21 protein-coding genes are annotated in these 24,766 nt (G+C 65.9%); 15 read left to right on the top strand and 6 right to left on the bottom strand.

Annotated features, from left to right (window positions below):
* Positions 1-7 precede the first annotated feature (7 nt).
* Together FHT02_RS05540 and FHT02_RS05535 are read right to left on the bottom strand one after the other, a co-directional pair.
* On the bottom strand, positions 8-1,591 hold the full coding sequence (locus FHT02_RS05540) for an MDR family MFS transporter (RefSeq protein ID WP_184085320.1): 1,584 nt from the start codon (positions 1,589-1,591) through the stop codon (positions 8-10).
* Complete coding sequence (locus tag FHT02_RS05535; protein ID WP_184085317.1) at positions 1,588-2,778, bottom strand: HlyD family secretion protein; 1,191 nt, start codon at positions 2,776-2,778, stop codon at positions 1,588-1,590. Before FHT02_RS05535 ends, FHT02_RS05540 begins: the two co-directional genes overlap by 4 nt.
* Positions 2,779-2,877: 99 nt before the next feature.
* Between FHT02_RS05535 and FHT02_RS05530 the strand changes: the two genes are divergently transcribed.
* The 7 genes from FHT02_RS05530 to FHT02_RS05500 all read left to right on the top strand — a co-directional run bounded on the left by FHT02_RS05530 (position 2,878) and on the right by FHT02_RS05500 (position 10,383).
* The gene (locus FHT02_RS05530) at positions 2,878-3,345 is read left to right on the top strand and encodes a MarR family winged helix-turn-helix transcriptional regulator (RefSeq protein WP_184085314.1); all 468 of its coding nucleotides are present in this window, start codon (positions 2,878-2,880) and stop codon (positions 3,343-3,345) included.
* 49 nt (positions 3,346-3,394) lie between these two features.
* Complete coding sequence (locus FHT02_RS05525; protein WP_184085312.1) at positions 3,395-4,006, top strand: TetR/AcrR family transcriptional regulator; 612 nt, start codon at positions 3,395-3,397, stop codon at positions 4,004-4,006.
* Between the two features lie 126 nt (positions 4,007-4,132).
* Positions 4,133-4,492 (top strand): hypothetical protein, encoded by a 360-nt coding sequence (locus FHT02_RS05520; protein ID WP_184085309.1) that lies wholly within the window; start codon positions 4,133-4,135, stop codon positions 4,490-4,492.
* Between the two features lie 43 nt (positions 4,493-4,535).
* Positions 4,536-5,180, top strand: a complete 645-nt coding sequence (locus FHT02_RS05515; protein ID WP_184085306.1) for a peptidylprolyl isomerase — start codon at positions 4,536-4,538, stop codon at positions 5,178-5,180.
* 126 nt (positions 5,181-5,306) lie between these two features.
* On the top strand, positions 5,307-6,710 hold the full coding sequence (gene dacB / locus FHT02_RS05510; protein WP_184085303.1) for a D-alanyl-D-alanine carboxypeptidase/D-alanyl-D-alanine endopeptidase: 1,404 nt from the start codon (positions 5,307-5,309) through the stop codon (positions 6,708-6,710).
* Between the two features lie 91 nt (positions 6,711-6,801).
* A complete protein-coding gene (locus FHT02_RS05505) occupies positions 6,802-9,246 on the top strand; it encodes a hybrid sensor histidine kinase/response regulator (RefSeq protein ID WP_221239310.1) in 2,445 nt (814 codons plus the stop codon).
* 201 nt (positions 9,247-9,447) lie between these two features.
* On the top strand, positions 9,448-10,383 hold the full coding sequence (locus FHT02_RS05500; protein WP_184085300.1) for a DUF808 domain-containing protein: 936 nt from the start codon (positions 9,448-9,450) through the stop codon (positions 10,381-10,383).
* A gap of 7 nt (positions 10,384-10,390) precedes the next feature.
* Here FHT02_RS05500 and FHT02_RS05495 read toward each other — a convergent pair whose 3' ends face one another.
* Positions 10,391-11,434 (bottom strand): patatin-like phospholipase family protein, encoded by a 1,044-nt coding sequence (locus tag FHT02_RS05495; RefSeq protein WP_184085297.1) that lies wholly within the window; start codon positions 11,432-11,434, stop codon positions 10,391-10,393.
* Positions 11,434-12,162: an SDR family NAD(P)-dependent oxidoreductase gene (locus tag FHT02_RS05490; protein WP_184085294.1), complete on the bottom strand. Its 729-nt coding sequence runs from the start codon at positions 12,160-12,162 to the stop codon at positions 11,434-11,436. Before FHT02_RS05490 ends, FHT02_RS05495 begins: the two co-directional genes overlap by 1 nt.
* A gap of 244 nt (positions 12,163-12,406) precedes the next feature.
* Here FHT02_RS05490 and FHT02_RS05485 point away from each other — a divergent pair, with 244 nt between their 5' ends.
* Together FHT02_RS05485 and FHT02_RS05480 are read left to right on the top strand one after the other, a co-directional pair.
* A complete protein-coding gene (locus tag FHT02_RS05485; RefSeq protein ID WP_184085291.1) occupies positions 12,407-13,312 on the top strand; it encodes a manganese catalase family protein in 906 nt (301 codons plus the stop codon).
* A gap of 13 nt (positions 13,313-13,325) precedes the next feature.
* Positions 13,326-13,850, top strand: coding sequence for a ferritin-like domain-containing protein (locus FHT02_RS05480; protein ID WP_184085288.1), 525 nt, complete (start codon positions 13,326-13,328; stop codon positions 13,848-13,850).
* 473 nt (positions 13,851-14,323) lie between these two features.
* On the opposite strand, the gene FHT02_RS05475 is transcribed toward FHT02_RS05480, so the two are convergent.
* Positions 14,324-14,851, bottom strand: coding sequence for a DUF4142 domain-containing protein (locus tag FHT02_RS05475; protein WP_184085285.1), 528 nt, complete (start codon positions 14,849-14,851; stop codon positions 14,324-14,326).
* A 170-nt stretch (positions 14,852-15,021) separates the two neighbouring features.
* Between FHT02_RS05475 and FHT02_RS05470 the strand changes: the two genes are divergently transcribed.
* Positions 15,022-16,044: an SDR family NAD(P)-dependent oxidoreductase gene (locus FHT02_RS05470; RefSeq protein ID WP_221239309.1), complete on the top strand. Its 1,023-nt coding sequence runs from the start codon at positions 15,022-15,024 to the stop codon at positions 16,042-16,044.
* 104 nt (positions 16,045-16,148) lie between these two features.
* Here the strand turns inward: FHT02_RS05470 and FHT02_RS05465 are convergent, their stop codons facing one another.
* Complete coding sequence (locus FHT02_RS05465) at positions 16,149-18,572, bottom strand: DUF3772 domain-containing protein (protein WP_184085278.1); 2,424 nt, start codon at positions 18,570-18,572, stop codon at positions 16,149-16,151.
* 214 nt (positions 18,573-18,786) lie between these two features.
* On the opposite strand from FHT02_RS05465, the gene FHT02_RS05460 reads away from it, so the two are divergent.
* The 5 genes from FHT02_RS05460 to FHT02_RS05440 all read left to right on the top strand — a co-directional run bounded on the left by FHT02_RS05460 (position 18,787) and on the right by FHT02_RS05440 (position 24,762).
* On the top strand, positions 18,787-19,650 hold the full coding sequence (locus FHT02_RS05460) for a helix-turn-helix domain-containing protein (RefSeq protein ID WP_184085275.1): 864 nt from the start codon (positions 18,787-18,789) through the stop codon (positions 19,648-19,650).
* A gap of 259 nt (positions 19,651-19,909) precedes the next feature.
* Positions 19,910-20,176: a hypothetical protein gene (locus FHT02_RS05455; RefSeq protein ID WP_184085272.1), complete on the top strand. Its 267-nt coding sequence runs from the start codon at positions 19,910-19,912 to the stop codon at positions 20,174-20,176.
* Between the two features lie 83 nt (positions 20,177-20,259).
* Positions 20,260-21,585 (top strand): hypothetical protein, encoded by a 1,326-nt coding sequence (locus FHT02_RS05450; protein ID WP_184085268.1) that lies wholly within the window; start codon positions 20,260-20,262, stop codon positions 21,583-21,585.
* Positions 21,586-21,592: 7 nt separating this feature from the next.
* Positions 21,593-23,422 carry a type I secretion system permease/ATPase gene (locus FHT02_RS05445; protein WP_184085265.1) on the top strand — a complete coding sequence of 610 codons (1,830 nt, stop codon included), beginning with the start codon at positions 21,593-21,595 and terminating at the stop codon, positions 23,420-23,422.
* On the top strand, positions 23,419-24,762 hold the full coding sequence (locus tag FHT02_RS05440) for an HlyD family type I secretion periplasmic adaptor subunit (protein WP_184085262.1): 1,344 nt from the start codon (positions 23,419-23,421) through the stop codon (positions 24,760-24,762). The genes FHT02_RS05445 and FHT02_RS05440 overlap by 4 nt, the downstream gene beginning before the upstream one ends.
* Positions 24,763-24,766 lie beyond the last annotated feature (4 nt).

Below are 24,766 nucleotides of genomic sequence, written 5' to 3'. Positions count from 1 at the left end.
CAAAGCCTCAATGCATGGCGATAGGGCCGCCCTGCGGAAGCGGGCGGAGGAACAGGACCAGCGGCGTCACGCACAGGATGCCGACCGCCAGCAGCCAGAACATGTCATTATACGTCATCACCAGCGCCTGCTGGCTGATCATGCCGCCCAGGTTGCGCAGCGCCGCGGCCTGGCCGCCGACCGACTGGGCCATGCCGGCGACATAGTCCTGCACTGCGACCGAGTTGGCGGACAGCGACTCCTCCAATCGGCGGGCGTGGAAATAACTGCGCTGTTCCTGCACGGTGGCAAGCATCGCCAGCCCCACCGATCCGCCGATGTTGCGCGCGGCGTTGAACAGCCCGGCCGCATCGCCCGCCTGTTCGGGCGGCACCGACCGGATCGCCGCCTGGTTGAGGAACAGCATCACGAAGATCTGCCCCACACCGCGCAGCAACTGGGAGTCAGTGAAGGCGCCCCCGGTGGATTCGGCGGTCAGTCCGGTGTCGAGATAACAGCTGAGCGCCATCACCAGCAGGCCAAAGGCAACGGCGATCCGAATATCCACATACCGCATCAACAGCGGCGTGAACGGCATCAGCATCAGGCTGGGGATTCCCGCCAGCAGGACCACGTAGCCTGCCTGAAGCGCGTTGTAATCGGCGATGATCGCGACGAATTGCGGGATCACGTAAGAGGTGCCGTACAGCACCATGCCCAGCACCACTGCCATCACCGCGACGCTGCCGAATTGGCGGTCGAGAAGCAGCTTGAGCTTGATCACCGGCTTGCGCGCCAGGAACTGGCCGGCAAGCAGCAGCACGAAGCCGAAAATGGTGACTCCGGTCAGCTGAAGGATCAGCTCGCTTTCGAACCATTGCTCGCGCTGGCCTTCTTCCAGCACCACCGTCAGCCCACCCAGCCCCAACGCCAGCCCGGCGATGCCCAGCCAGTCGGCCTGGCGGATCTCGTGCAGTCGCGCCTTTTCGTGCGGCAGCCCGACCAGCAGCAGCGTGATCAGCACCGCGCTCACCGGCACGTTGAGGAAAAAGGCATAATGCCAGCTGATATTCTCGGTCAGCCAGCCGCCGATCAGCGGCCCCAGCACGGGGCCCAGGATCGCGGTCACGCCGAACATCGCCGTGCCGATCGGCTGCTGCTGGGGGGGCAGGCGGGTGGCGATGATCGTCATTGCCGTGGGGATCAGCGCGCCGCCGGTGATACCCTGGCCGACCCGGCCGGCGATCATCATGCTCAGATTGGTCGACAGCCCGCACATCACCGAGAACGCCGTGAACAACACGGTGGCGATCAGCAGAAAGGTGCGCAGCCCCAGCATCCGCTCCAGCCAGCCCGAAAGCGGGATCACGATGATCTCGGCGACCAGGTAGCTGGTGGCGATCCAGGTGCCTTCGGTGCCGCTCGCGCCGATTTCGCCCTGGATGGTGGGCAATGAGGAGTTGACGATCGAGATGTCGAGCGTCGCCATCAGCGCGCCCAGACTTCCGGCCGCCACTGCCAGCCACGCGCCCAGGTCCGCTTTCTGAACCTGCGCCTGGCCCTGGGGCTTGCCGACCGCGGCGCGATCGGCCGAGGTCGCGCCCGCGCTCATTTCCGGCGCGCCGCGTTATGCGCCTTCTGCTCGCGCTCGATCGCCTCGCGCTGGCCCTTGGCGGCAATCGTATCGACTTCGACATCGACCGACATGCCCGGCAGGATCAGCTTGCGCGCCGTCGGCCCCAGATCGATTGCGATCCGCACGGGGATGCGCTGCACAATCTTGGTGAAGTTGCCGGTCGCGTTCTGTGGCGGCAGCAGCGAGAATTGCGCGCCGGTGCCGGGCGAGAAGCTTTCGATCCGGCCATGGATCTCCACGCCGTCCAGCGCGTCGACCTTGACGGTCACCGGCTGACCGACCCGCATCAGCCCAATCTGCGTTTCCTTGAAATTGGCTTCGACATAAAGCTGCTGATCGGGAACGATCGACATCAGCCGCACGCCCGGCTGGACCAGCTGGCCCGGCTGCACCGTCTTGTCGCCGACGCGGCCATCGCGGCTGGCGCGCAGGATGGAGGAGGTCGCGTTGACGTTCGCCGCCGCCAGCTGCGCCTGCGCGGCGCGGCCCTGCGACTGCGCCTGGGCGATCTGGGTGCGCAGCGTCCCGACCCGGCGCTGTGCGGCGTCCAGCCCGGCGCGGGCGGTGGCGACCTGCGCCTCAGCCTGGCGCGCCTGATCGCGCAATTGCGACAGCCGCTCGCGCGTTTCGGCGCCCGTCGCAGCCAGCGGCGTGTAGCGCGCCACTTCGGAGCGCGCGAAGGTTAGGGCGCTTTGCGCGGCGGCCAGCTGGGCGCGGGCCTGGTCGATTGCCGCGCCCTGTTCGCGGATCTGCGCGCGTACGCCCTCGGCATTGGCCGCGGCGACATCAATCTGCGCCTGGGCCTGCTCGGCCTGCGCACGATAGTCGCGCGCGTCGATCTGGAGCAGCGGCTGGCCTGCCTTGACCCGCTGGTTCTCCACCACCAGCACCCGCTCGACATAGCCGGAGATGCGCGACGACACGACCACCGCGTCTGCCTGGACATAGGCGTCGTTGGTGCTTTGCAGATATTTGCCCCGCGTCTGGTAGCGCGCGAACCACAGCCCCCCGAACACCAGGATCGCCGCGACGATCAGCAACAGGATGATGCGGACGCGCGGGTTCTTGAGCGGCGACTTTTTGGCCGGCGCTGCATCTTCTTGCGTGCTCTGGTCGTTGGGGGCGTCAGCCAATGCGCTCGGGCGCTGATCCTGTTCGGACATCGGGCGGTGTGATCCTTGCCAAAATACGACAATGGCAGCGGCTAATGCTCGCGCTTGCAGAATTGCGCAAGACCATTTATTGAGGCCCCTCAATAACCCATGACAGATCTCGACCAGCTTTCCACTGAATTCGGCAGCCTCTTCCTGCGCATGCACCGGCTGCTCGATCGGCGCATGAGTGCGTCGGGGGCGTCGTTCGCCCGCACCAAATTGTTGATGTATGTCCACCGGCACGGTCCGGCGCGCGCCGCGGATATCGCCGAACTGTTCAGCCTGGCGCCGCGCACGGTGACCGAGGCGCTTGACGGGATGGAGCGCGACGGGCTGGTGGTGCGCGAACCCGACGCGCGCGATCGGCGTGTGAAGCGGATCTCGATTACCCCGGCCGGCAAGCGCGCGATCGAAACCACCGAACCGATACGGGCCAGGCTGGTGGAGCTGATCTTCGGCACGCTTGATGTCCAGGAGCGCGCGCAACTCTCGGGAATCGTGGAGAAGCTGGCCGTTGCGGTAGCGCGCGAAGAGGGCGATGCGGGCCTCGCCTGCTCCGCGCCGGAACAGGGGTGAGCGAATTTACTATGGATTTTCCGATATTTGCGCTTATGTACCGGAAGTTATGAAACTTTCCTGCTGTCCTGGTGGCAAGGGTCGCCCGCGCGAATTCGATGTCGACGACGCCCTTGCAGCGGCGCTCCGCGTCTTCTGGAGCAAGGGTTATGAAGGTGCGTCGCTTACCGACCTGACCGAGGCGATGGGGATCACGCGTCCCAGCCTGTATGCGGCCTTTGGCAACAAGGAGTCGTTGTTTCGCAAGGCGCTCGATCTGTATGAGCGCGAGAAGCTGGCGTATATGCAGCCCGCGCTCGACGCGCCGACGGCGCGCGGGGTGGCCGAACGGATCCTGGCCGGCGCGCTCGAAATGCACGCCATCGAAGGCGAGCCCAAGGGCTGCCTGCGCGTCATCAGCTCGGTTGCGTGCGGCGTGGAAGCGGAGTCGATCCGCGCCGAAGTGATCGAGCGGCGGCGGTCTTCCGGACGGTTGCTGATCGAGCGGTTTCAGCGCGCCAAGGACGATGGCGAGCTTCCCGAGAGCATGGATGCGGCAGGCCTTGCCTCCTATCTGATCGCCTTGGTGCAGGGCATGTCGCTGCAGGCCGGCGCCGGGGCCAGCCGCGCCGAACTCGAGGCGCTGGTGGCAACCAGCCTTTCGGTCTGGCCGACGCGCTGAACACGATACCGCGCAGTACGGAAATTGCTTGACGGTGTAAGCGGGAGTTAATATACCGCCTGGTACGGAAGCTGTTGTGGATAGCGTTCCGCACAACTTTCATCAACTTCCAGACGGCAAGACTCCATGGCCTATCTCAACTTCTCCGCCCTTCAAGGCGATCCGGTCACAACCCCCGCGGATCTCCTCCCCAGCGCCGGTTTCACACCGCTCGAACGGCAGGTCATTTCGCTCGCTCGCCGCGACCGTCTCTCCTCGCTCCGCCAGCCCGGTCCCGTCGCTACCGCCCTCGGCGTGCTATTTGGCGGCCACCGCGTGAGCCCACGATTGGCGGACGCGCGGCTCGAAGCACTTCGCCGTTCTGCCGTACTCGCCTGGCATCGCGGCCCGACCTTGCCCCAGCACGAGATCGATGCCTTTTACGCCGCGGGTTTCACCACGCCGCAATTCGACGCGCTGATCGCCATTGTCAGCAGCGATTGTTGATCTAATACTCGCGCGGCGGCGCGGCTTTGAGTAGCAGGCCGGCATGCGTCGCCTGTTTGCCTCCGCCGCCTTGCTGTCCTTTACGCTGACCGCATCGGCCTCTCCGCCGCCTCCCGCGCTTACCCGAGTGCGGATCGTCACCTCCGAGGGCGCGATTGTCGTCGCACTGGAAGCGAAGCGCGCCCCCAAGACGACCGCGAACTTCCTTGTCTATGTCGATGACGGGCGGTTCGACGGAACGGCGATCTACCGCTCCGCGCGCCGCAAGGCCGATCCTAAGTTCGGCTTCATCCAGGGGGGCATCGGCACGGATGCTCGCCGCATTCTCCCGTCGCCGCCGCTTGAGCCGACGAACAAAACCGGCATCCGCCATGTGAGTGGCACGATCTCGATGGCGCACGGGAGCAATCCCGATTCCGCAACGGGCAACTTTTCGATCATGGTCGGCGACAATCGTGGTCTTGATGCGAAACCAGGCGCGCGCGGCTTTGCCGCCTTTGGTCATGTCGTGGCGGGAATGGACGTGGTGAAGCGCATCCTGGGCAAGCCGACCTGTTGTGGGCGCGATGCGATGCGTGGCCAGATGATCCAGCCGCCGGTGAAGTTGGTGCGCGTCGAGCGGCTGGACGGCACAGCCAAGCCCACCGGCCTTCCCAAGCCATGGACGCTGGGCATCCCGCGACGCTGAGCAGGCGCGCCTGGAGCCCTGCTGCGAGGTGCAAGCGGCGCAGTGCACGCTGCATCCTCGGATGATCGTGGTGGTAAGTGACTGTTGCGGATTGCGAGCGTGGTGCGCCGCACCTAGGGCATCGCCATGATCCGTCCGCTTGTTGTGTTTTCCATTCTCTCCGCCGCCTTGCCAGCGACTGCGCAAAGCGTTCAGAAGCGTGTGGAGGCCAAGCTAGCGGCAGCACCGCAGGGCACGCGCTTCGGAATGGTCGTCACCGACGACAAGGGACGCGAGATCGTCGCCATCGATCCCGACGGGCGCTACGTGCCGGCATCCAATACCAAGATATTCACCACTGCTGCGGCCTATTGGAAGCTGCCAGGCATCGCGCAGCCTGACACCAGTGGCGGCGCAGCGGTGCGGATGGACGGTCAGGACGTGCTGCTGCTTGGAAACGGCGATGCGAGGCTGTCGAGTGCACCCGAATGTATAACGGATTGCCTGAGTGTGCTTGCCGAAGCGGTGGCGAGGCGCACCCGAAGCGTGCGTCATATCATCGGCGACGACACCGCCTTTCCGGACCAGCGCTGGAGCCCGGGCATGAGTTGGAACAACATCCCTGGTTGGTCGGGCACCGGCGTATCGGCGCTGACCCTTGATGATAACGAGGTGCGGCTGAAAGTGTCGCCCGGACCTGTCGGACGCCAGCCGGTGGTGGAGATGCTGCCTTATTACCAGGTCGAGAACCGCGCGGTCACCGTGGCGTCGGGACCGACAAGGATCGGCTACGACCGCGACATCAACGGCACTCTGGTGCGCCTGACGGGTCAGATCGCGGCAGGAGCGCCGTCCAAGAGCCTGCGCCTGAGCGTCGACGATCCCGCGCATTATGCCGCGTGGCGGCTAAAGACTCTGCTGGAGGCGCGGGGCGTGCGAGTGACCGGCAAGCTGAGCGTGCGGCATCGCGCGTTGGCGGAAGACACCAAGATGCGCAACGCCGCAACGCCAGTGCTCGCGAGGCTGACGCCGCCTCCATTGGCGCAAGACGTGGCGGCCACGAACAAGCAGAGCCAAAACTTGCATGCCGAGCTGTTGCTCAGGCGGCTGGGCCTGCAAAGCGGTTCCGGATCAATCGCCGATGGACAGGCACAGGTCGAGGCGATGCTGACGCAGGCAGGCGTGCCCCGTACGGCGTACGATCTTTCCGACGGATCGGGTATGTCGAGCTATAATCGGATTGCGCCGCGGGGCACGGTCACACTGCTGCGCTGGGTGGCGGCACAGCCCTGGGGCGCGGCGTGGCGCGCTTCTCTGCCGGTAGCCGGGACCGATGGAACGCTGGCGCGGCGCTTCAAGGGCACCAGCCTGGAGGGGCGGCTGTTCGCCAAGACGGGCACCTTGAACGCGACCAGCGCGCTGTCAGGTTATCTGGTGGCACGTAGCGGCAGGACGCTCACTTTTTCGCTGATCGCCAACGACATGCCGCAGGATGCCGATGTGTCGGGCATCATGGCGGCGGCCTTGCTTGCGGTGGCGGAAGCGAGTTGATCGGTTTGTCCAGCGCGCGCGGGGCGGCGTTTCCGGCGCCGGTAAATGAATGTATCGCGCGTCGCGAAGGTGGACGTAGAAAGTGGTTTCAATGATGGATCAGCGTTCGTGCCTGGCCGGCGGCGGTGAAGCGGGCGCGCTGCTGCGGGCAGTCGACTGGACAAGCAATCCCTTGGGGCCTGTCGATAGTTGGCCGATGTCGTTGCAATCCGCCGTGCGCATTCTGCTGGGTTCGGACTTTCCCATGATGATCCATTGGGGGCCGGAGCTCATCACTTTCTACAACGATGCCTATGCGCCTAGCCTGGGGCGCAAGCACCCCGGCAATATGGGCCGTCCCGCGCGGGAATGGTGGTCCGAGATGTGGGATCAGCTTACCCCGATATTCGACAAGGTGCTGGCGGGTGGATCCTATTATGTCGAGGATGCCCGCTACACGCCCGACCGACGTGGTGCGCCCGAAGACGCGTACTTCACCCATTGCCACAGTCCGTTGTGGGACGACGAAGGAAAGGTCGCGGGCATCTTCCTTGTCGTCACCGAGACCACGCGACGGGTGACCGCGGAACGCATGCTGCAAGAAAGCCACATGCGGCTGGAGCGTGAGATCGCCGCATTTCAAGTCAGCGAAGCGCGGCTCGGAGCGCTCGTCAGCGCGTCCTCCGAGGTGCTGTATTCGATGAGTGCCGACTGGAGTGAGATGCGGCAGCTGTCGGGTGGATCCTTTCTGGCCGACACCAGTACCGCCAATCCCAAATGGCTGAACGAGTATATCCCGGCCGACGACCAGCCCCGCGTCGCCGCCGCCATTCGCACGGCGATCGAAACCAAGTCGCTGTTCAACCTGGAGCATCGGGTCAACCGGACCGATGGCGGGGTCGGCTGGACGCTGTCCCGTGCGACGCCGTTGCTCGACGATAAAGGCGAGATCACCGAATGGTTCGGCGCTGCCGCCGACGTCACTGACCGCAAGCGGCTGGAAAGCGACCTGCAGGAAAGCAATGCGCGACTGGCGAGCGATGTCACGCTACGCACCGCAGAGCGCGACCGCTTGTGGGAGACTTCCCCCGACCTTCTCGTGATGATCGACTTCGATGGCGTGTTCCGGAAGGTCAATCCGGCTTGGACCGTTATCCTTGGCTATGGTCCGGAGGAGCTGGTCGGGCACCACGTCAACGAGTTCGTAGTGGCCGAGCATCACGCACAGACGGTGAAAGCCTATCAGCAGGCCGCAGCCGGCGGGCAGGCGAGGATAGAGAACCGGTATGTCCGCAAGGACGGCACCTTTCGGACCATATCCTGGGTGTCGGCGCGCGCGGGCGACGTCATCTACGCGACGGGCCGAGATGTGACGCAAGCAAAGGAGGCCGGAGAAGCGCTTCGCAAAGCCGAGGAGCAGCTTCGCCAGGCGCAGAAGGTGGAAGCGGTCGGCCAGCTGACGGGCGGCGTCGCGCACGACTTCAACAATCTTCTTACCGTGATCCGCGGCTCGGTCGACCTGCTGCGCCGGCCTGGGCTCACCGAAGCGCGACGTGTGCGCTATATCGATGCGATCGCGGACACCGCGGACCGGGCCGCGCGGCTGACCAGCCAGCTCTTGGCCTTTGCGCGCCGCCAAACCCTGAAGCCGGTCGTGTTCGATGCGCGCAAAAGCATCGCCAATCTCAGCGATATGCTTGGAACGCTGGCGGGATCACAAGTCGAAGTGACGATCGATGCGGGGGAAGATCCTTGCCCGGTTAATGCCGATCCTAACCAGTTCGATACCGCGCTGGTGAACATGGCGGTGAACGCCCGCGACGCCATGAACGGTGCCGGCACACTGACCATCCGCGTTCGGGCAGTCGAAGGCATGCCGGCGATCCGCAACCACGCGGCGGTCTCAGGGGACTTCGTGGCGGTCTCCATCGCCGACAGCGGCGCGGGGATCCGTCCCGAGGACATCGATCGCATCTTCGAACCGTTTTTCACCACCAAGACCGTCGGTCAGGGAACTGGCCTGGGTCTGAGCCAGGTGTTCGGCTTTGCCAAGCAGTCGGGTGGCGAAGTGATCGTGGAGAGTGCGCCCAACGCGGGCGCGATCTTCACGCTGTTCCTGCCGAAATCGCCGGCCGACCAGGCCGCACAGGTAGACGATGAAGATAAGGCGTCGCCGCTGGGCCATGGCGCCTGTGTGCTGATCGTCGAGGATCATGCCGAAGTGGGGCAGTTCGCAACCGACGCGCTGGTGGAACTGGGCTATCACACGGTGCTGGCGATGAACGGCCATGACGCGCTGGACACGCTTCGCGGCGGTGCAGACGCGTTCGATGTCGTGTTTTCGGATGTCGTGATGCCGGGCATGTCGGGCGTGGAACTCGGCGAAGAAATCCATCGCCTCTATCCCAGCCTGCCGGTCATCCTGACGAGCGGGTACAGCACCGCGCTCGTTCAACACGGCACCCAGGGTTTTGCCGTGCTGCAAAAGCCTTACTCGGTCGAAGAACTGGCGCGGGCGCTGCGCAAAGCGGCGGAGGGGGTACAGCGGAAGCGGTGAGCGAGGATAGCGCCCGAATGATGGCCGCTGGGGGGGAGGCCGCCGCTACCTTCGAGTCTGGTGCTGACACGGTAGCGGGATCCGACGGTCCGTAAGGAAATCCGGATCGAACCGGCGGCGTTCTGGTTGTTCTCAATGGGCCGTGCATCTTGCCGCCGGCGGCGCTAGCGATGTTGGCTGGGTCACAAAGGGGGTTTGCGCATGGCAGGTGGTTTGGTCGCGTTGCTCGATGACATCGCGGCATTGGCGAAGTTGGCGGCCGCGTCGGTGGACGATGTCACCGCGGCTGCAGGCAGGGCGAGCGCCAAAGCGGCGGGGGTGGTGATCGACGATACCGCGGTGACGCCACGCTACGTCGTCGGGCTGTCGCCGGATCGCGAGTTGCCGATCATCTGGAAGATCGCACTGGGATCGCTGCGCAACAAGCTGCTCTTCATCCTCCCCGCCGCGCTGGCGCTCAGCGCGCTGGCACCCTGGGCGATCACGCCGATCCTGATGGTGGGCGGCGCGTATCTGTGTTTCGAGGCGGCCGAGAAGATCTTTGAAGCGCTGAGCGGGCACCAGCATGCCGAGGAAGTGGAGACGATCACCGATCCCAAGGAACTGGAGGCGCGGCAAGTGAGCGGGGCGGTGCGTACCGATTTCATCCTGTCGGCCGAGATCATGGCAATCGCCCTCTCGGACCTGTCGGACCTGTCGTTGTGGACGCAGGCACTGGTGTTGGCGGTGGTCGCGGTGGCGATCACGATCGGCGTGTACGGTGTAGTCGCCCTGATCGTGAAAATGGACGATATCGGGCTGCATCTGAGCGGCCGCTCCTCGGCGGGGGCCAATGCGCTCGGGCGCGGGCTGGTGAAGGGCATGCCGGTGCTGCTGAAGGCGCTGTCGCATATCGGTGTTGCGGCGATGGTGTGGGTCGGCGGCGGCATCCTGCTGCACGGGCTGGAGGTGTTCGGGCTGGGGGCGGTGCCGCATGCCGTGGAGCATTTCGCCGAGCAGGTGGCGCATGGCGTGCCGGCGGGGCAGGGCGTGGTCGGCTGGCTCGTGAACGCCGTCGCCGCTGCGATCCTGGGGCTGATTGTTGGCGGGGTGATCGTCGGCCTCGTGCACTTGATACCGCGCAAGGGCCATAGCTGATCCTGTCTTAGGACCCGCGGCGGATGCGGTGAATGTGGAGGCCCGGTTCGGGTGCTTGGGGAAGCGTCGCCAGCAAGGCAAGCGCCGCTTCGGTGTCGGCCGCGCCTGCCTGTTGACGGTCGCGCAGGGTGGCCGGAGAGAAATCGTAGGTCTTTTCCTGGCCCGCTTCGTGCGCCGGGCCGCGATAGCTCATATGCAGCAGCGTGGTTGCTTCGGAATTGCCCAGCCGCGCCTCGAGCGCACGCTCGCGACGCAGACCGGCGAGGCGCAACGTGGTCTGCGTTGCGTATTTGAGATCAGTGGCGCGTTCGACGGCGGCCTCAAGGCCGTTGGGCAGCGGGCCGTCGGGGGCGAACAGGTCGAGCACGAGGCAAAGCGGCGGCGCCGGGCAAGGGCGTTCGGAGCAGAGCAGCGGTTCCAGTGGCACATTGGCCGAGAAGCCGCCGTCGCTGAGCCAGCGGCCGTCCACCTGTACCGGCTCGAAGGCGGGGAGCAGCGCACTGGCGGCGGCGATGTGATCGGGGGTGATGTGGTCGCCCAGCGCAGTGTCGAACAGGATCGTTTCGCCGCTTTCCACGTCTGTGGTGGCGATGGTGAAACGGATGTGCCCATCGTTCAGGCGATCGAAGTCGACGAACTCGGCAAGTGAGGCGAGCAGCGGGCTAGCCTCGTACAGGCTGGCCACGGTTGTGCGTCCCATGCCGGGCAGCCGGGGGGCAAATAGCCCCGGCGTGCCGGTGGTGCGGGTCGTCAGGATGTTGGACCAGTTGCGCAAGTGGCGTAGCGGTCCGCTGCGGGCGAGCGCGAGCGGGTCGGTCCATTCTTCGGGCGCGGCTTCGCGCTCGACGCGCTTCCAAAAGGCGCGCAGCTTGGCCAGGCGCTGTTCGGGCGGATTGCCGACGAGGATCGCGCCATTGACGGCGCCGATCGACGAGCCTGCGACCGCCTGAAGTTCGATGGTGCCGCTGGCTTCGAGCGCAGCGTAGGCGCCGAGCTGATACGCGCCGAGGCCTACCCCGCCGGCCAGCAGGAGTGCGGTTCCCGTCGGCATCAGCTGGTTTTCTGGTCGAGGGGTTCGATGCGCAGGTTGACGATGTTTGCCGAGCGCGTGAGCACCCAGACGATCGCGTCAGCGACTTCCTCGGCATGGAGCATCTGCTGCTTTTCCACGGCTTGCGCTTTCTCTCCGTCGGTGCATTCCTGCATGTCGGTTTCGACGGACCCGGGCTGGATCACCGATACCTTGATGTTCTTTTCCGCCGAGATTTCCTTGCGGAGCGTTTCGGCGAATGCCTGGACGCCGGCCTTGGTGGCGGAATAGACGCTTTCGCCTGCGGCTTTGATTTCGGTGCTGATCGAGCCGACGAACAGGAGGTGGCCGCCGCCGGACTGTTCCATGCGCGTGATCGCGCGCTGGGCACTGGCGAGATAGCCGACCAGGTTGGTCTCGATCACATAGCGCCAATCATCCTCGGCCATTTCGGTGAGGGGATCGGCGCCGAGCGCCGCGCAGGCGACGAGCATGTCGAGGCCGGCCAGCATCTGGTCGACGCTGACAAAGACCTTGTCCAGACCCTCTTTGGTGCTCGCATCTGCCGTGATTCCAAAGACTTGGCCGTCGCCCGCACGAGCTTGTTCCAGCACTTCGTCGAGTGGCCCCTGGTCGCGGCCGAAGGTGATGACATGGGCGCCCCGCGCCACCAGTTGCTTCACGGTTTCGCGGCCGATCCCAGTGGTGCCGCCGGTTACCAAAATGCGCTTTCCTGCGAGATTCGTCATAGATTCCAGACTCCGGTTCCGCGCCCCAACGCACGAGCGGAGTCTTTGCGCCGTTGATCGGGACAAACGATCTAGCGCCAGCAACAACAACTTGGATGATGACGTAACGATGCGCAGGCGACGGGGGCGAAGCGACGAAAACTAACAAGGGTTTAGATTGAATTTGCCACTCTGTGGGCGGGCGCCGCAACCCGGATTCATCTGCACGGTTAGTTGGGCAGGCCGAAGAGGAGTGGCTTTCCCCATGTTCATGCACAACAAGCGCCTGCAATATACCGTCAGGGTGTCCGAACCCAATCCGCGGCTCGCCTGCCTGATGCTGGAGCAGTTCGGCGGCGCCGATGGCGAGCTGGCCGCGGCCATGCGCTATTTCACCCAGGGGCTGGGCGAAGAGGATCCGGGCCGCAAGGACCTGCTGCTCGATATCGCCACCGAGGAGCTGAGCCATTTGGAAGTGATCGGCACGATCGTAACCATGCTCAACAAGGGCGTGAAGGCGCAGCTGTCCGAAGGGCAGATGGCCGAAGCCGAACTGTTCGCGATGGTCGGCCAGACCGGCACGAGCGCCAAGGAATCAATCCTGTTCGGCGGCGGGCCTGCATTGGTGGACTCCGCGGGCGTGCCGTGGAACGCCGATTATATCGACACGCGCTCCGAGCCGACGGTGGACCTGCGCTCCAACATCGCCGCCGAGGCCCGGGCAAAGATCGTCTATGAGCGGCTGATCAACATCACCGACGACCCCGGCATCAAGGACGCGCTCACTTTCCTGATGACGCGCGAAGTGGCGCACCAGAAGTCGTTCGAAAAGGCGCTCTATTCGATCGAGAACAACTTCCCGCCGGGCAAGCTGCCGGGCCGCGAAGAGTTCGCCAGCGTGTACGTCAACGCCTCGCAGGGCGAAGGCGACATGACCGGACCATGGAACTCGGGCGATCAGTGGGAGCGGATCGACGACCTGGAGCAGAGCATGCCGATCGATGGCCGCGACGGAAAGGCGAGCGTGGAGCTGAGCAACAGCGACATGGCCGCGCTGAGCCAGATGGCCACCCGGCTGAAGTCCGACGTCACCAAGGATCCGACCACCGGCACCGATCTGGGCGCGGGCCCGGGTGCGGGCCGCACCAAGCAACTCGAAACCGCTAAATAAGGAGAGCATTCCTATGGCGACGACCATCGACAGCAATGCCGCACGCGAAGTGTTCGTGACCGGCCTGAAAAACGCACACGCACTGGAACATCAGGCGATGGCGCTGATGGACCGGCAGATCGAGCATCTCGCCAATTATGCCGAAGTGGAAGCGCAGCTGCGCGCGCACCGTGGCGAGACCGAGGGGCAGATCCGGCGGTTGGAGACGATCCTGACCAATCTGGGCGAGAGCCCGTCGGGCCTGAAGGACGCCGCGCTGACGTTCAGCGGCAACATGGCGGCGCTGGCGCACACCTTCGCGCCCGACGAGATCATCAAGAACAGCTTCGCCAACTACGCGTTCGAAAGCTTCGAGCGGGCGAGCTATGAAGCGTTGATCACCATGGCGGAGGAAGCGGGGTTCACCGACGCGGTGCCGCTGCTCCAGGAAACGCTGCGCGAGGAAATCGCCATGCAGCAATGGGTGATCGACACCCAACCGCTGGTGATCCGCAAATTCCTGGCGCTGCGCCAGTCGGGCGAGACCGCGAGCCACTGAGTTGGCGTAGCGGTGCGCAGAAAAGGGCGGGGCCTGACGGCCTCGCCCTTTTTCGTGTGCGGTCGAGGGGGGGCCGGGCTTGCAATCCCTTCCCGCCAGGGCCGACATGGCGCCGAAGGCGACGGAGGCGAGATTTCAAGACGGGCGCAAGGGAGTCCTCCCCCTCCGTCACGCTGCGCGTGCCACCTCCCCCTGGGCGGAGGATTGGGCGCATTTCAGCCTGAAGGTCCCCGGCGGAGGCCGGGGCCCAGTTTCGATGCGCTTTGCGAGTGGCAGTCTCTCATCGCCAGCCGCTTGCAGCTAGGCTCCGGCCTTCGCCGGGGAACTGGTTTTGGCTGATTGGGAGCGTAGCGCGCCGCTGCAACGCGCTTGTCACTTCGGCGTGCAGCCTGGTCTGCACTTCGCACAAAGAAGGGGCGGGCGCCGGAGGGACAGCGCCCGCCCATCAGGTGGACCTGGGGCCAGGAAAGGGCTCAGGTCGGGGAGAGGGTCTTGAGCTGGTCGATATGCTGCTGGACGATCGGCACGGCACCGGCTGCGGCCTGCCGCAGCGGTTCCTTGTCGCCGCGGCGCGAATAGGTCTGGTGCAGCGCCAGTGCCTGGCGGTGCGCCGTGCGCTGCTGGTCGAGATACATGCGGTCGAAGTCGCGGCCCTGCGCGGGCTGGAGCTTGTCGAGGAGCGTGCGGTGCGGCGGCAGCAGGGCCGGGGGCGGCGGGGTCATGCCCGAAGCCTGTGCGGCTTGCGTCACCTGCTGCGTGGTCATGGTGTGATGATCGATCATCATCTGGGCGAATTGCTTGATCGCCGGACTTTGCGAGCGCTCGAGCGCGAGGCGCGACGACTCGATTTCGTACATGTCGCTGGAAGCGGCCATCGGCACGAACTGCGCCGCCTTGGTCGGGGTGCGGCTGGCCTGGGCTTCAACTGCGGGGGTGCTGCCGACTGCCGGCGCGGCAATCGCCGCAACAAGCAGGCTGGTAGAAATAAGAAGGTGCTTCATCGGAGTGCTCCTTGTGTTCCATCGCCGAACGGCAACTTGGCGGCATGGTTCCCCTTCCTGATCCATGTTGGCGATGACTTCGTTTCGTAAGAACAATGCTTGTAGTGGACGGAACCTTCGATTTCGGCAGATCTTGTGAAGAGCATCCTCAAGCCGCCCGGAACATGACCATGCGCAAGCTCTTCCTCCTGTTCCTGCTGCTCGTGCCGGCGCTATCCGCCTGCGCGGTCAACACCCATCTGGGCAGGAGCGACCTGCAACGGATTGCCGGCAAGACCTATGTCGTGACCGGCGCGTCGAGCGGCTTCGGGCGCGGGGTTGCCGAGATGCTGGGGCGCGAGCGGGCCAATGTGGTGCTTGCCGCCCGGCGGGCGAATGTGCTGGAGGAAGTGGCGGCGGTGATCCGCGCATCGGGCGGACAGGCGCTGGTGATCCCGACCGACGTTTCCGATCCTGCTCAGGTGGAGCGGCTGGCGCGCGAGACGGTGGCGCGGTTCGGGCGGATCGACGTGTGGATCAACGATGCCGCGGTGGGCACGATCGGGCGGTTCGAAGAGATTCCGATCGCCGACCATGCCCGCGCGGTCGACGTCAACCTGAAGGGCGTGATCTATGGCAGTCATCACGCGGTACGCCAGTTCAAGGCGCAGGGACACGGCGTGCTGATCAACCTGGGATCGGTGGAGAGCCAGGTGCCGCTGGCCTATCATGCCAGCTATGCCGCGACCAAGGCGGGGATCTGGGCGCTGGGCCGCGCGATGAACGAGGAACTGCGCAAGGCCGGGTACAAGAAGCGCATCCAAGTGGTGACGATCATGCCCTGGGCGGCGGACACGCCATTCTGGGACCATGCCGCCAATTATAGCGGGCATAAGGGACGCATGGCGGCGTTGGACCCGCCCGAAAAGGTGGTGCAGGCGATTGTCTGGGCCTCGCTCCACCCGCGTGAGGAAGTGCCGGTGGGCTGGAAGGCGCAGGCCGTGTCGGCCTTCCACACGATAACGCCGGACCTGGTCGAGGCGGTGTCGGGGAACATCGCCCATGCCGAGCAGATGCGGAAGGCTGCGCCCCAGGCGCCGGGGCCGGGGGCGATGCACCAGCCGATGGCGGAAGGGACGAGCGTGGATGGAGGCGTTCGGGCGCGGATGAAGGCCGAGGATCGGGCTCGGGAGGGCGGGGAGACGCCTCGCTGATTGGGATAGGGTTTTCTCGAGAGTGCATTGCGCTGAACCCTCACCCCGGCCCTCTCCCGCAAGCGGGAGAGGGAGTAGGTTGATGGCACTGCCTTCGCCGGGAACTATTTCGGCGTGGTCGGTGCGGTTGGCGCGGGTTCGTCTGCGGGGGTCGGAACGAACGGCGTGGGCTCGCCGGGGGCGAGTTGGAGGCGTTGCGGGACGGTGCCGATGTCGATGGCCTCGTCGCGGAATTGCTTGAGGAGGACGAGGAAGATGTTGCTGCGCGCGCCATAGGCGTCGCGCGGCGAGCTGACATGGGCGAAGCAGTTGAACAGGATGCGCCCGTCGAGAATCGCGTCGACAAACGCAACGGGTGCGGGATCGTCGAGGATGGCGGGTTCGGCGGCGAAGGCGTCGAGGACGATCTCGCGCACGCGCTCGACATCGCTGCCGAGCAGCACCGAAAACTGGATCTGGATGCGGCCGAGCGGGCTGGACAGCGTCTTGTTGAGCACCGACTTGGTGATGAGTTCCGAGTTCGGCACGATCAGGGTGGAGTGATCCGCCAGCGTGATCTCGGTCGAGCGGACGCTGATCCGCTTCACGTCGCCTTCGTCCAGGCCGACGCGAATCCAGTCGCCGATCTTGATCGGGCGTTCGGCGAGCAAGATCAGCCCGGAGACGAAGTTGGACGTGATCGCCTGAAGGCCAAAGCCGATGCCGACCGAGAGCGCGGAAAGAAGCAGTGCGATCCGCTCCATGCCGATGCCGAGCGAAGCGAGCGACCAGATGATCGCCAGCGCGATGCCGACATAGCGCGCCACCAGGCTGACGGAATTGCGTCCCGAACCGTCGAGATCGGTCGCGGGCAGATAGCGGCTTTCCAGCCAGCTCATGAAGGCGCGGACCAGCGCCAGGCCGATCGCGAGCACAACGATCGAGCGCAGGATCGCGCCCGGCGATATGGCGATGCCGGCGATCTCTATCCCTTGCGCAAAGGCGCCCAGACGCCCGAACAGGCTTCCCAATCCGCCGCCGCCGCCGAACGGAGACATCAGCAAACCCAGCGCGACCAAGACGAGGGCGATCCGCAGCGCGCCCGATAGGAGCACGCCGAACTGATCGACCACGCTGCCGCGCAGGCCGATGCTGCGGATCATGGTGAGGCCCAGGCGGCTGTCGCGATTGAAGACGGTGGTCGCCATGTCGTCAGCGCCGCCCATCAACAGGTAGAGCGCGGCGCCCAATATCACCATCCAGATGACCAGCCGCGCGACGAACAGGCTGAGCCCGACATAGCCGAGCAGCAGCGCGATGAGCGCAGCGGCGACCAGCGCCCAGGCGACGAGGGTGATGATGCCGAGGCCGGCGCTGGTGGACAGGCTGTTCGCGTCCTCACGCCCGGCACGTTCGGCGCGAAGACGGCCAAGCAGGAGCAGGAACGCCCCGATCAGCAGGAGGTGGAGTGACGCCTCCAGCACCTGCGTGGCAACGTTGGCGGCATGGCTGGCGCCGACGCTTTGATTGAAGAATTCGATGAGGATGCTGGCAAAGGTCAGGGCCGCGAGCAGCCAGGAAAGCGGGCGGACGCGGTCGGCGGTCTCGTCGGCGATGGGCGCGACGCGCCACGAAGGCTGGTGGCGCATCAGCACTGCGCCGGCCAGCGCGGCGGTGAGCGCACTGAAGCAGGTCGCGAGGACCAGTCCATCGAGCAGGCTGCTCCAGCGATCGGGCAGGAGCCCCGCCCAGCGGAAGCCCTGTACCAGGCAGATCGCACCGAGCAACGGCATCACCGTGCCGATCAGGACGCGCCAAATGGCATAAGCGGAGCGGCGGACGCGGTGGCCGGGGGCGCTGCCGATCAGGTAGCGCTGGCCGAGCGTGCGGGCCCAGACGCGCAGCGGGAACAGGAAGAGAAGCGCCAGCACGGCGCCGAACATCGCCTGCCAGGGAAAACCGCCGCGCCACTGCGCGTCGATCTGGCTAGCGCCCTGCGACAGGAACAAGTCGATGCGGCGCAGGTCGCGCGGCACCGACAGCAGCACGGCGCGCCAGAAGCTGGGCGCCAGGGGAGAGGCGACGCGCGTGGTGAGGCGTTCGTTCAGCTGCTCGGCCTGGCTGCGCTCCATCTCGTCGACCAGCTGCTGCGCTTCGACATCGACCAGCCGGCCGCGCTTCATCGCAGCGTCGATCGCGCCCCGCTCGGCGGCGAGGCGGCTGCGCTCACGCCGGATCTCGGGCGCTTCGGTGGTGCCGGCGGCGACCGGCCCGAGCCCCTCGATGCGCGCGTCGATCAAGCCAAGCTGTTCCTCCAGCTGACCGGCGGCGGCGCGGGCGGCCTGTTGCGCGGCGACCGCCTTGCTCCGCAAGGGTGCGCGCTCATCATCCTCCACGCGCTGATCGAGCGCGCGGTCGACGCTGCGCAAATCCTTTTCGGCCTGAGCGATCTGGCCGGAGAGCGCCGCGACCGGCGTGGTCTGCGCGTGCGCGGTGGCGGTGCTTGCGGCGAGGAGTATGGTGGCGATCAGGCGGAGCAGACGGGTCATGCGCCGAGTGAGCGGGTTCTGCGGGCTTCCGCAAGTCCCAATCCCCGCAAGCGCTGGCGCTGGTGCCGTTATCGCACGTGTCCCAGACCGGGAATCGCAGGCTGCATCCTTATGCGGGCACCCGACGTTCTGCCCCTCACAAATCGGGAGAGGACATATCGTCAAGGACGCGCGCACGCCGGTTCCGGCGCTTGCACTCCCGCCGCACGCCGACGTGCTGATCACGCCGCTTCCCGGAACCCTGGACGGCGCGGTGGACCGCCTGGCCCTGTGCGAACTGCATTCGGATGTTCCGTTCGACGATGACGGTACCGCCAGCATCACGCTGCATTGCGTCTTGTCGGGCAAGGTGCGCGCGGTGGTGGACGGACTGCCGCCGCACAGCCTGCCCAAGGGATGCGCGATGCTGTTGCCGGCGGGCAAGGCGCTGCGGCTGGTGGCCGAGCGTGGGCGCGGCGCGGCGGCACGCAGGACGCCGGTGCGGGTGCTGATCGGCAATGTCAGCGTAACGGCATCGGTGGCGCTGGGCCTGGGCGACACGCTGCGTCAGCCGATGCTGCACGACCTGCACGCCGCCCCGGGAGCCGAGGCGCTGCTGGCCGCACTGGAGGTGGAGCTCGAGCGGCCTGGAACCGGCACGGTGCTGGTCGCATCGGCGCTGATGAAGCTGTTCCTGGTGCATGCCGCCCGCAAGTTGGCCCAGGGCGAGACGCATAGCGATCCGCGGGTCGCCAAGGTGGTGAGCGCGGTGCTGACCGACCCAGGCTCGCCCCACAGCATCGCCTCGCTCGCCGAGCTGATCGGGATGAGCAGGGCGACCTTCATTCGCCACTTCATGCGCGCGACGGGCATGAACCCGATGCAGTTCGTCGCCAAGGCGCGGCTGGATCATGCCGCGGAGCTGCTGCGCTCCACCGACCTGCCGGTGAAGAGCGTGGCGGCGCGCATCGGCTATCTGAACCGCAGCCACTTTTCCCGCGCGTTCCGCCGCGCGCATGGGATGGACCCGAGCCAGTTCCGCAGCGCCCAGGCCGGGGAGCCAGCGCCGCGGATCGTGGAAGACGTTGAAGCACCGTGATTTTTGGCGTGCCCGTGCAATGCAATGGGGTGCGCTAAAGTCTCAGCAGAGAAACTAACCGAAGTTGGTCGACCTGCAGTAAACCGCAGTTTTACGCCGATCGTTACGCGAACGCAGGCTGAGATTGAGGAGGAAATATCGGATTATCGTGCTGATCGGCGAAGAAAGGGAGTGGAACGTATCATCGCAGTGGCCGGTTTTATCATCGCGTTCCAGAGAGCGCGGCAAGTAAAACCGCCAAATATCTAGGAGAAGTTCCATGGGTCCCCTCAGCGATATCTTCAGCAGCGACGACAGCTCTTCGAGCGATAGCTCGAGCAACAGCAGCGATTTCATGGGCGATCTGACCAGCACGGTCGGCTTGGACGCTTCGTCTTCGTCCGACAGCTATTCGGCTGACGAAGGCGGCAATGTCGAAGCGAACTCGACCGACAACTCGCTCGGCCTCGACACGAGCACCGACGGTCTGCTCCACGGCATCACCGACAACTTCTCGTCCTCGAGCGACTCGACCTCGGATCAGTAATCCGGCGCGAAGCGATGGAAAGGGCGGGTCGAAACATCGGCCCGCCTTTTTCGTTTCAAGAACAAAGGAGGCGGTAGGTTCGCGTGGCTGACGATCCCATCCTGTTCAATCCAGAGAACCGCCTGCTTGGTAGCTCGACGGGCGACCTGAGCCTGTATGGCGGGCAGAGCGACGATGGCTTTGTCATTCGCGAGGCGCGTCCGGACGACGCTGTTTCGCTGTCAGGCGCGGGCGCTGTCGGCGGCAGCATGCCGACTGCACCGTCCAGTGCGCCAGCCTTGCAGCCGCAATCCCTTGCCGATGCAGTGCCAGGCGACGCAGCCATCGCCGGCGCGGGCGCTCCTGCATCTTTTCTGATTTCTTCCCCGGCGACGGCATTCCAGCCTGCTGCCCCTGACGTGGCGCCCCAAGCCGGGGCTGCTGGCGCACAGCCTTTTTCCCCCTCAGCACTATCGGGCGACGCGGTGCCACAGCCTAGCGGCAGCGGATCGACCGCCCCGCTGCCGCCCGTGAACGGCCAAGCTGCCGAGCCGGCGGGGCCGGTCTCCAGTTCGTCTGGCGGCGGCGTGTCACACCTCGCTTCCGCAGCAGTGACTGGGGTGGTTGCACCGACTCTGGAAGCCGGAAACGGTCTTGTCCAAGGTCTGGTGCAGGCGCCTGCGGCAATCGTCGGCGGCCTGGCGGAAGCCGCTCCGGCGCTCGCCAACGGCGTGGTGGTCCCGACGCTCGACACCGCGGCCGATCTGGCCGAAGGACTGGCACAGGTGCCGGCCGCTATCGCGGAGGCGGCCGTCATCCCGGCCCTGGACGGTGCTGCGGCGCTGGTGGAGCAGATTGGCGAAACGCCGGCTTCGGTAAGCGACGCCGTTATCGACCCAGTGCTGAATGCCGCCGCCACGGTGACCGAGGCGCTGGTGCCCGCGCCCATTTCCGATACGTTGGTCGCTCCTGCCCTTGGCCTTGTTGGTGGCGTGGAGGACGGCGTCGGCGCGGCGAGTGATGCGGTTGCCGGCGACGTGGTTGCACCAGTCGTCACTGCGGCGGCCGAGCCGCTGGAAGCGCTGGCATCGGCGCCAGCGGCGATCGCCCAGGGCGTGGTTTCGCCGATCGTCGAGACCGTGGGCGACGCCGTGTCGGCGACTGTCGGGGCCGTCGGTGATACGCTTGAAGGCGTGGTCGGAAGCGACCCCGACGCCGGCGTAGCCACGCTGGTGAGTCTGGTCTCGGTAGCCGACATGTTCGACCTTCAACCCGCGGAGGTGCCGTCTCCGGAGCCTGCGGGGGATCCGGGCTTTGGCGTGCTCGATCTGCTCGCCGCTGACGATGGCGACCACGCCCTGCTCGGCGGCCATCACGACGATCCAAGCGGAACCGATGGCGGGTCCGATCACCATCCGTTCGGCCTGTGAGGCGCGCATGAAAACAGAACCAACCACACCGGCTGAAGCGCAAGGATATAAGGAACGTCTCGACGAAGCGGCCGCCGAGGTCATCGCGCTCGATAGCGCGATGCGTTCGGCCGAGCTGAAGCAGGGCGACGAGTTCGCCTCGGCGCTGGGCCAGTGTAAGAAGCTGCTGATTGCCGCCGGGATCTTCTCAGGCGGCGTGAACCTGTTGTTCCTCGCCTCGCCCATCTACCTCATCCAGATCTATCAGCGGGTGATCCCGAGCGGTAGCGTGACCACGCTGGTGGCGATGAGCTTTGCGCTGTTGCTGGCACTCGGCACCATGGCGGTGTTCGACGCGGTGCGCGCGCGCATCCTGATCCGTGCCGCCGCGCGGCTGGACCGCATCCTGGCGCACCGGGTGTTCCAAGCGACGATCGACGGGGCGCCCAAGGCGGGCGCGGCGATGCGCAACGCGCAGACGCTGCGCGATCTGGACGCTTTCCGTTCGGCCCTGGCGGGGCAGGGCGCGCAGTTCTTCTTCGACGTGCCCTGGATGCCGCTGTTCCTGCTGGTGCTGTTCATCATCCATCCGCTGCTGGGCGGGGTGGCGATCGCCGGCGCGCTGACGCTGATGGCGATGGCCTTCTGGAACGACCGGGCGACGCGCGAGAGCTCCAAGATCGCCAGCGAGGCCGCGAATAGCAGCTATCTGTTCACCGACGCGGTAGCGCGGCACGCCGGACCGGTGCGCGGCATGGGCATGGCCGACCGCCTTGCCGTGCGGTGGCACGTCGATCGCGACACGATGATGCGGCGCCAGGCCGAGGGCAGCGACCGCAATGCCGACTTCGCATCCTCGATCCGGTTCCTGCGGCTCGTGCTGCAAAGCTCGATGATCGGCATCGGTGGCTATCTGGTGATCGAGGGATCGATCCTGCCGGCGAGCATCTTTGCAGCGAACATGCTGCTCGGACGAGGCCTCGCGCCGCTGGAAGTCGCGGTGTCTGGTTGGCGCACGATCGCCAATGCCATTCAGGCAGGGCGGCGCGTGCAGAAGGCATTGCAGCTGACGCCGCCGCCAGCGACGCGCATGAAATTGCCCGACCGCGACGTTGATATCTCGATCCGCGATATGACGTTCGTTCCCCCAGGCGCCAAGCGCCCGTCGCTCAAGAACATCAACCTGGAGATCGTCGCGGGCGAGGCGATCGGCATTGTCGGCCCTTCGGGCGCGGGCAAATCGTGCCTGGCACAGCTGATGGTGACCGCCACGGACCCGACCAAGGGCAAGGTTTTGCTGGGCGGCGTGGAAGGGCGGCATTGGACCGCCGAGAATCTGTCGCGCTATGTCGGCTATCTGTCGCAGACGGTAGGCCTGTTCCCCGGCACGATCCGCGAAAACATCGCGCGCTTCACCGATGCGCCGGATGAGGAAGTTATCAAGGCGGCGCAGCGCGCGAATGTCCATGACATGATCATGGCGTTGCCCGAGGGCTATGAAACCGAGCTGGGTGCCGGCGGCGGCGGATTGTCGGGCGGGCAGCGCCAGCGGATCGGGTTGGCACGGGCGATGTTCGGATCGCCGCGTCTGCTGGTGCTCGACGAACCCAACGCGCATCTGGACGCCGAAGGGGAGGAGGCGCTGGCCGCCGCGCTCCAGACGCTGAAGGATGAAGGCTCGACGATTGTATTGATCGCGCACCGCCTCAATCCGATCGCCCATGTCGACCGAGTCATCGTGCTCAACAATGGCGAGATGCAGCTCGACGGGCCGCGGGCGCGGGTGTTCCGCAAGGTGCGCACCGAAATCGTTCGCTCCGTGTCGCGCGAACCCGTGGTGGAGGTCTCCGAACCATGAAGCTGGAATTCCCCCATTTCGGCGGCCCGAGCGGTGCGTCACTGCCTCTGCCGCGCCGGCTGATCGAACGCCGCATGCGGCGGCTGGACGTGCGCCCGCTGGATGATGCGGGCAGCGCGATCCGCTTCGGCCTGATCGGCGCGGCGGTGTTCCTGGGCCTGTTCCTGCTGTTCGCGGCGTTTGTGCCGATTTCGGGCGCGGCAGTGGCCAGCGGTGAGGTTTCGGTGAGCGGGTCGAAGGTGGTGATCCAGCCTGCGTCTTCGGGCATCGTCGGCGAGATGCTGGTGCACGAGGGGCAGATGGTGAACGCCGGCCAGCCGCTGGTGCGGCTGAACGGCGTCAAGTCGGGCGCCCAGTTAAAGCAGGCGCAGGCGCGGCGTGACGCGCTGCGGGCCACCGAGGCGCGGCTGCTGGCCGAGCGCGATGGCCGGGCGACGCTGACCTTCCCCGCGGACCTGACGGCACGCTGGAACGAGCCGGCGGTACGCGACGCCATGACCGCCCAGCGGGCGATGTTCGACAAGCATCGGTCGCTGCTGAGCGCCGATGAGGACATTTCGACGTCGCAAGTGGCGTCGGCGCGTGCGCGGGCTGCGGCTTCCGCGCAGCAGCTGGCGCTGATCCGGGACGAGTTGGCCGATTACCGCATGCTGTTTGCCAAGGGCTTTGCGCGCAAAACGACCATCCGCTCACTAGAGCGGAACGAGGCGCAGCTCGAAGCCGATGTCGCCGCGAGCCAGGCTGCGGTGCGCGAGGCCGAACTGAGCCTGCGCAAGACCACCGATGGGCAGCAGATGAGCACCGTGTCAGAGCTGAAGTCCGTACAGGACCAGCTGGCGCAGGTGAGCCCGCAGCTCGACGTCACGCGTTATTATGCCGACCTGGACGTGATGCGCGCCCCGGTCGCTGGCCGGGTGTCTGGCGTAGCGGATGTCGGCGCGGGCATGGTGATCAGCGGCGGCAAGACGCTGATGGAGATCGTGCCCAATGGCCGCGCGATGATCGTCGACGTGCAGATCGCGCCTGACGATATCGACGATGTGCGACTGGGCCAGGAAGCGACCGTGCGGTTCTCGACCGTCAATCCGCATGGACAGAGCACCTTCACCGGACGCGTGGTGACGCTGTCGCCGGCGCGGGTCGGCAGCGAAGGGGGCGGCGCTGGATATTACAAGGCGCAGATCACGCTCGATAATCCGGCGATCCTGCAAAAGGCGGGCGTGGAGTTGCAGCCTGGCATCCCGGCGAGCGTGAACATCAAGACGCACGACCGCACGCTGCTGGACTATCTGTTCTCCCCGTTCAGCGACGCGATGAGCAAGAGCTTCCGCGAGGAATAATCGC

The organism is Sphingomonas xinjiangensis, assembly GCF_014199255.1.
In the GTDB taxonomy this organism is placed as follows: domain Bacteria; phylum Pseudomonadota; class Alphaproteobacteria; order Sphingomonadales; family Sphingomonadaceae; genus Sphingomonas; species Sphingomonas xinjiangensis.
The sequence above is the reverse complement of the archived record's forward strand: the minus strand, read 5'-3'. Positions and strand labels throughout refer to the sequence as shown.

Coding starts and splice junctions, on each gene's coding strand:
- FHT02_RS05530 (WP_184085314.1), top strand. CDS start 2,878: ATGACAGATCTCGACCAGCTTTCCACTGAATTCGGCAGCCTCTTCCTG.
- FHT02_RS05455 (WP_184085272.1), top strand. CDS start 19,910: ATGGGTCCCCTCAGCGATATCTTCAGCAGCGACGACAGCTCTTCGAGC.
- FHT02_RS05525 (WP_184085312.1), top strand. CDS start 3,395: ATGAAACTTTCCTGCTGTCCTGGTGGCAAGGGTCGCCCGCGCGAATTC.
- FHT02_RS05535 (WP_184085317.1), bottom strand. CDS start 2,778: ATGTCCGAACAGGATCAGCGCCCGAGCGCATTGGCTGACGCCCCCAAC.
- FHT02_RS05495 (WP_184085297.1), bottom strand. CDS start 11,434: ATGCCGACGGGAACCGCACTCCTGCTGGCCGGCGGGGTAGGCCTCGGC.
- FHT02_RS05485 (WP_184085291.1), top strand. CDS start 12,407: ATGTTCATGCACAACAAGCGCCTGCAATATACCGTCAGGGTGTCCGAA.
- dacB (WP_184085303.1), top strand. CDS start 5,307: ATGATCCGTCCGCTTGTTGTGTTTTCCATTCTCTCCGCCGCCTTGCCA.
- FHT02_RS05470 (WP_221239309.1), top strand. CDS start 15,022: ATGCGCAAGCTCTTCCTCCTGTTCCTGCTGCTCGTGCCGGCGCTATCC.
- FHT02_RS05440 (WP_184085262.1), top strand. CDS start 23,419: ATGAAGCTGGAATTCCCCCATTTCGGCGGCCCGAGCGGTGCGTCACTG.
- FHT02_RS05500 (WP_184085300.1), top strand. CDS start 9,448: ATGGCAGGTGGTTTGGTCGCGTTGCTCGATGACATCGCGGCATTGGCG.
- FHT02_RS05445 (WP_184085265.1), top strand. CDS start 21,593: ATGAAAACAGAACCAACCACACCGGCTGAAGCGCAAGGATATAAGGAA.
- FHT02_RS05515 (WP_184085306.1), top strand. CDS start 4,536: ATGCGTCGCCTGTTTGCCTCCGCCGCCTTGCTGTCCTTTACGCTGACC.
- FHT02_RS05505 (WP_221239310.1), top strand. CDS start 6,802: ATGATGGATCAGCGTTCGTGCCTGGCCGGCGGCGGTGAAGCGGGCGCG.
- FHT02_RS05475 (WP_184085285.1), bottom strand. CDS start 14,851: ATGAAGCACCTTCTTATTTCTACCAGCCTGCTTGTTGCGGCGATTGCC.
- FHT02_RS05465 (WP_184085278.1), bottom strand. CDS start 18,572: ATGACCCGTCTGCTCCGCCTGATCGCCACCATACTCCTCGCCGCAAGC.
- FHT02_RS05520 (WP_184085309.1), top strand. CDS start 4,133: ATGGCCTATCTCAACTTCTCCGCCCTTCAAGGCGATCCGGTCACAACC.
- FHT02_RS05490 (WP_184085294.1), bottom strand. CDS start 12,162: ATGACGAATCTCGCAGGAAAGCGCATTTTGGTAACCGGCGGCACCACT.
- FHT02_RS05480 (WP_184085288.1), top strand. CDS start 13,326: ATGGCGACGACCATCGACAGCAATGCCGCACGCGAAGTGTTCGTGACC.
- FHT02_RS05540 (WP_184085320.1), bottom strand. CDS start 1,591: ATGAGCGCGGGCGCGACCTCGGCCGATCGCGCCGCGGTCGGCAAGCCC.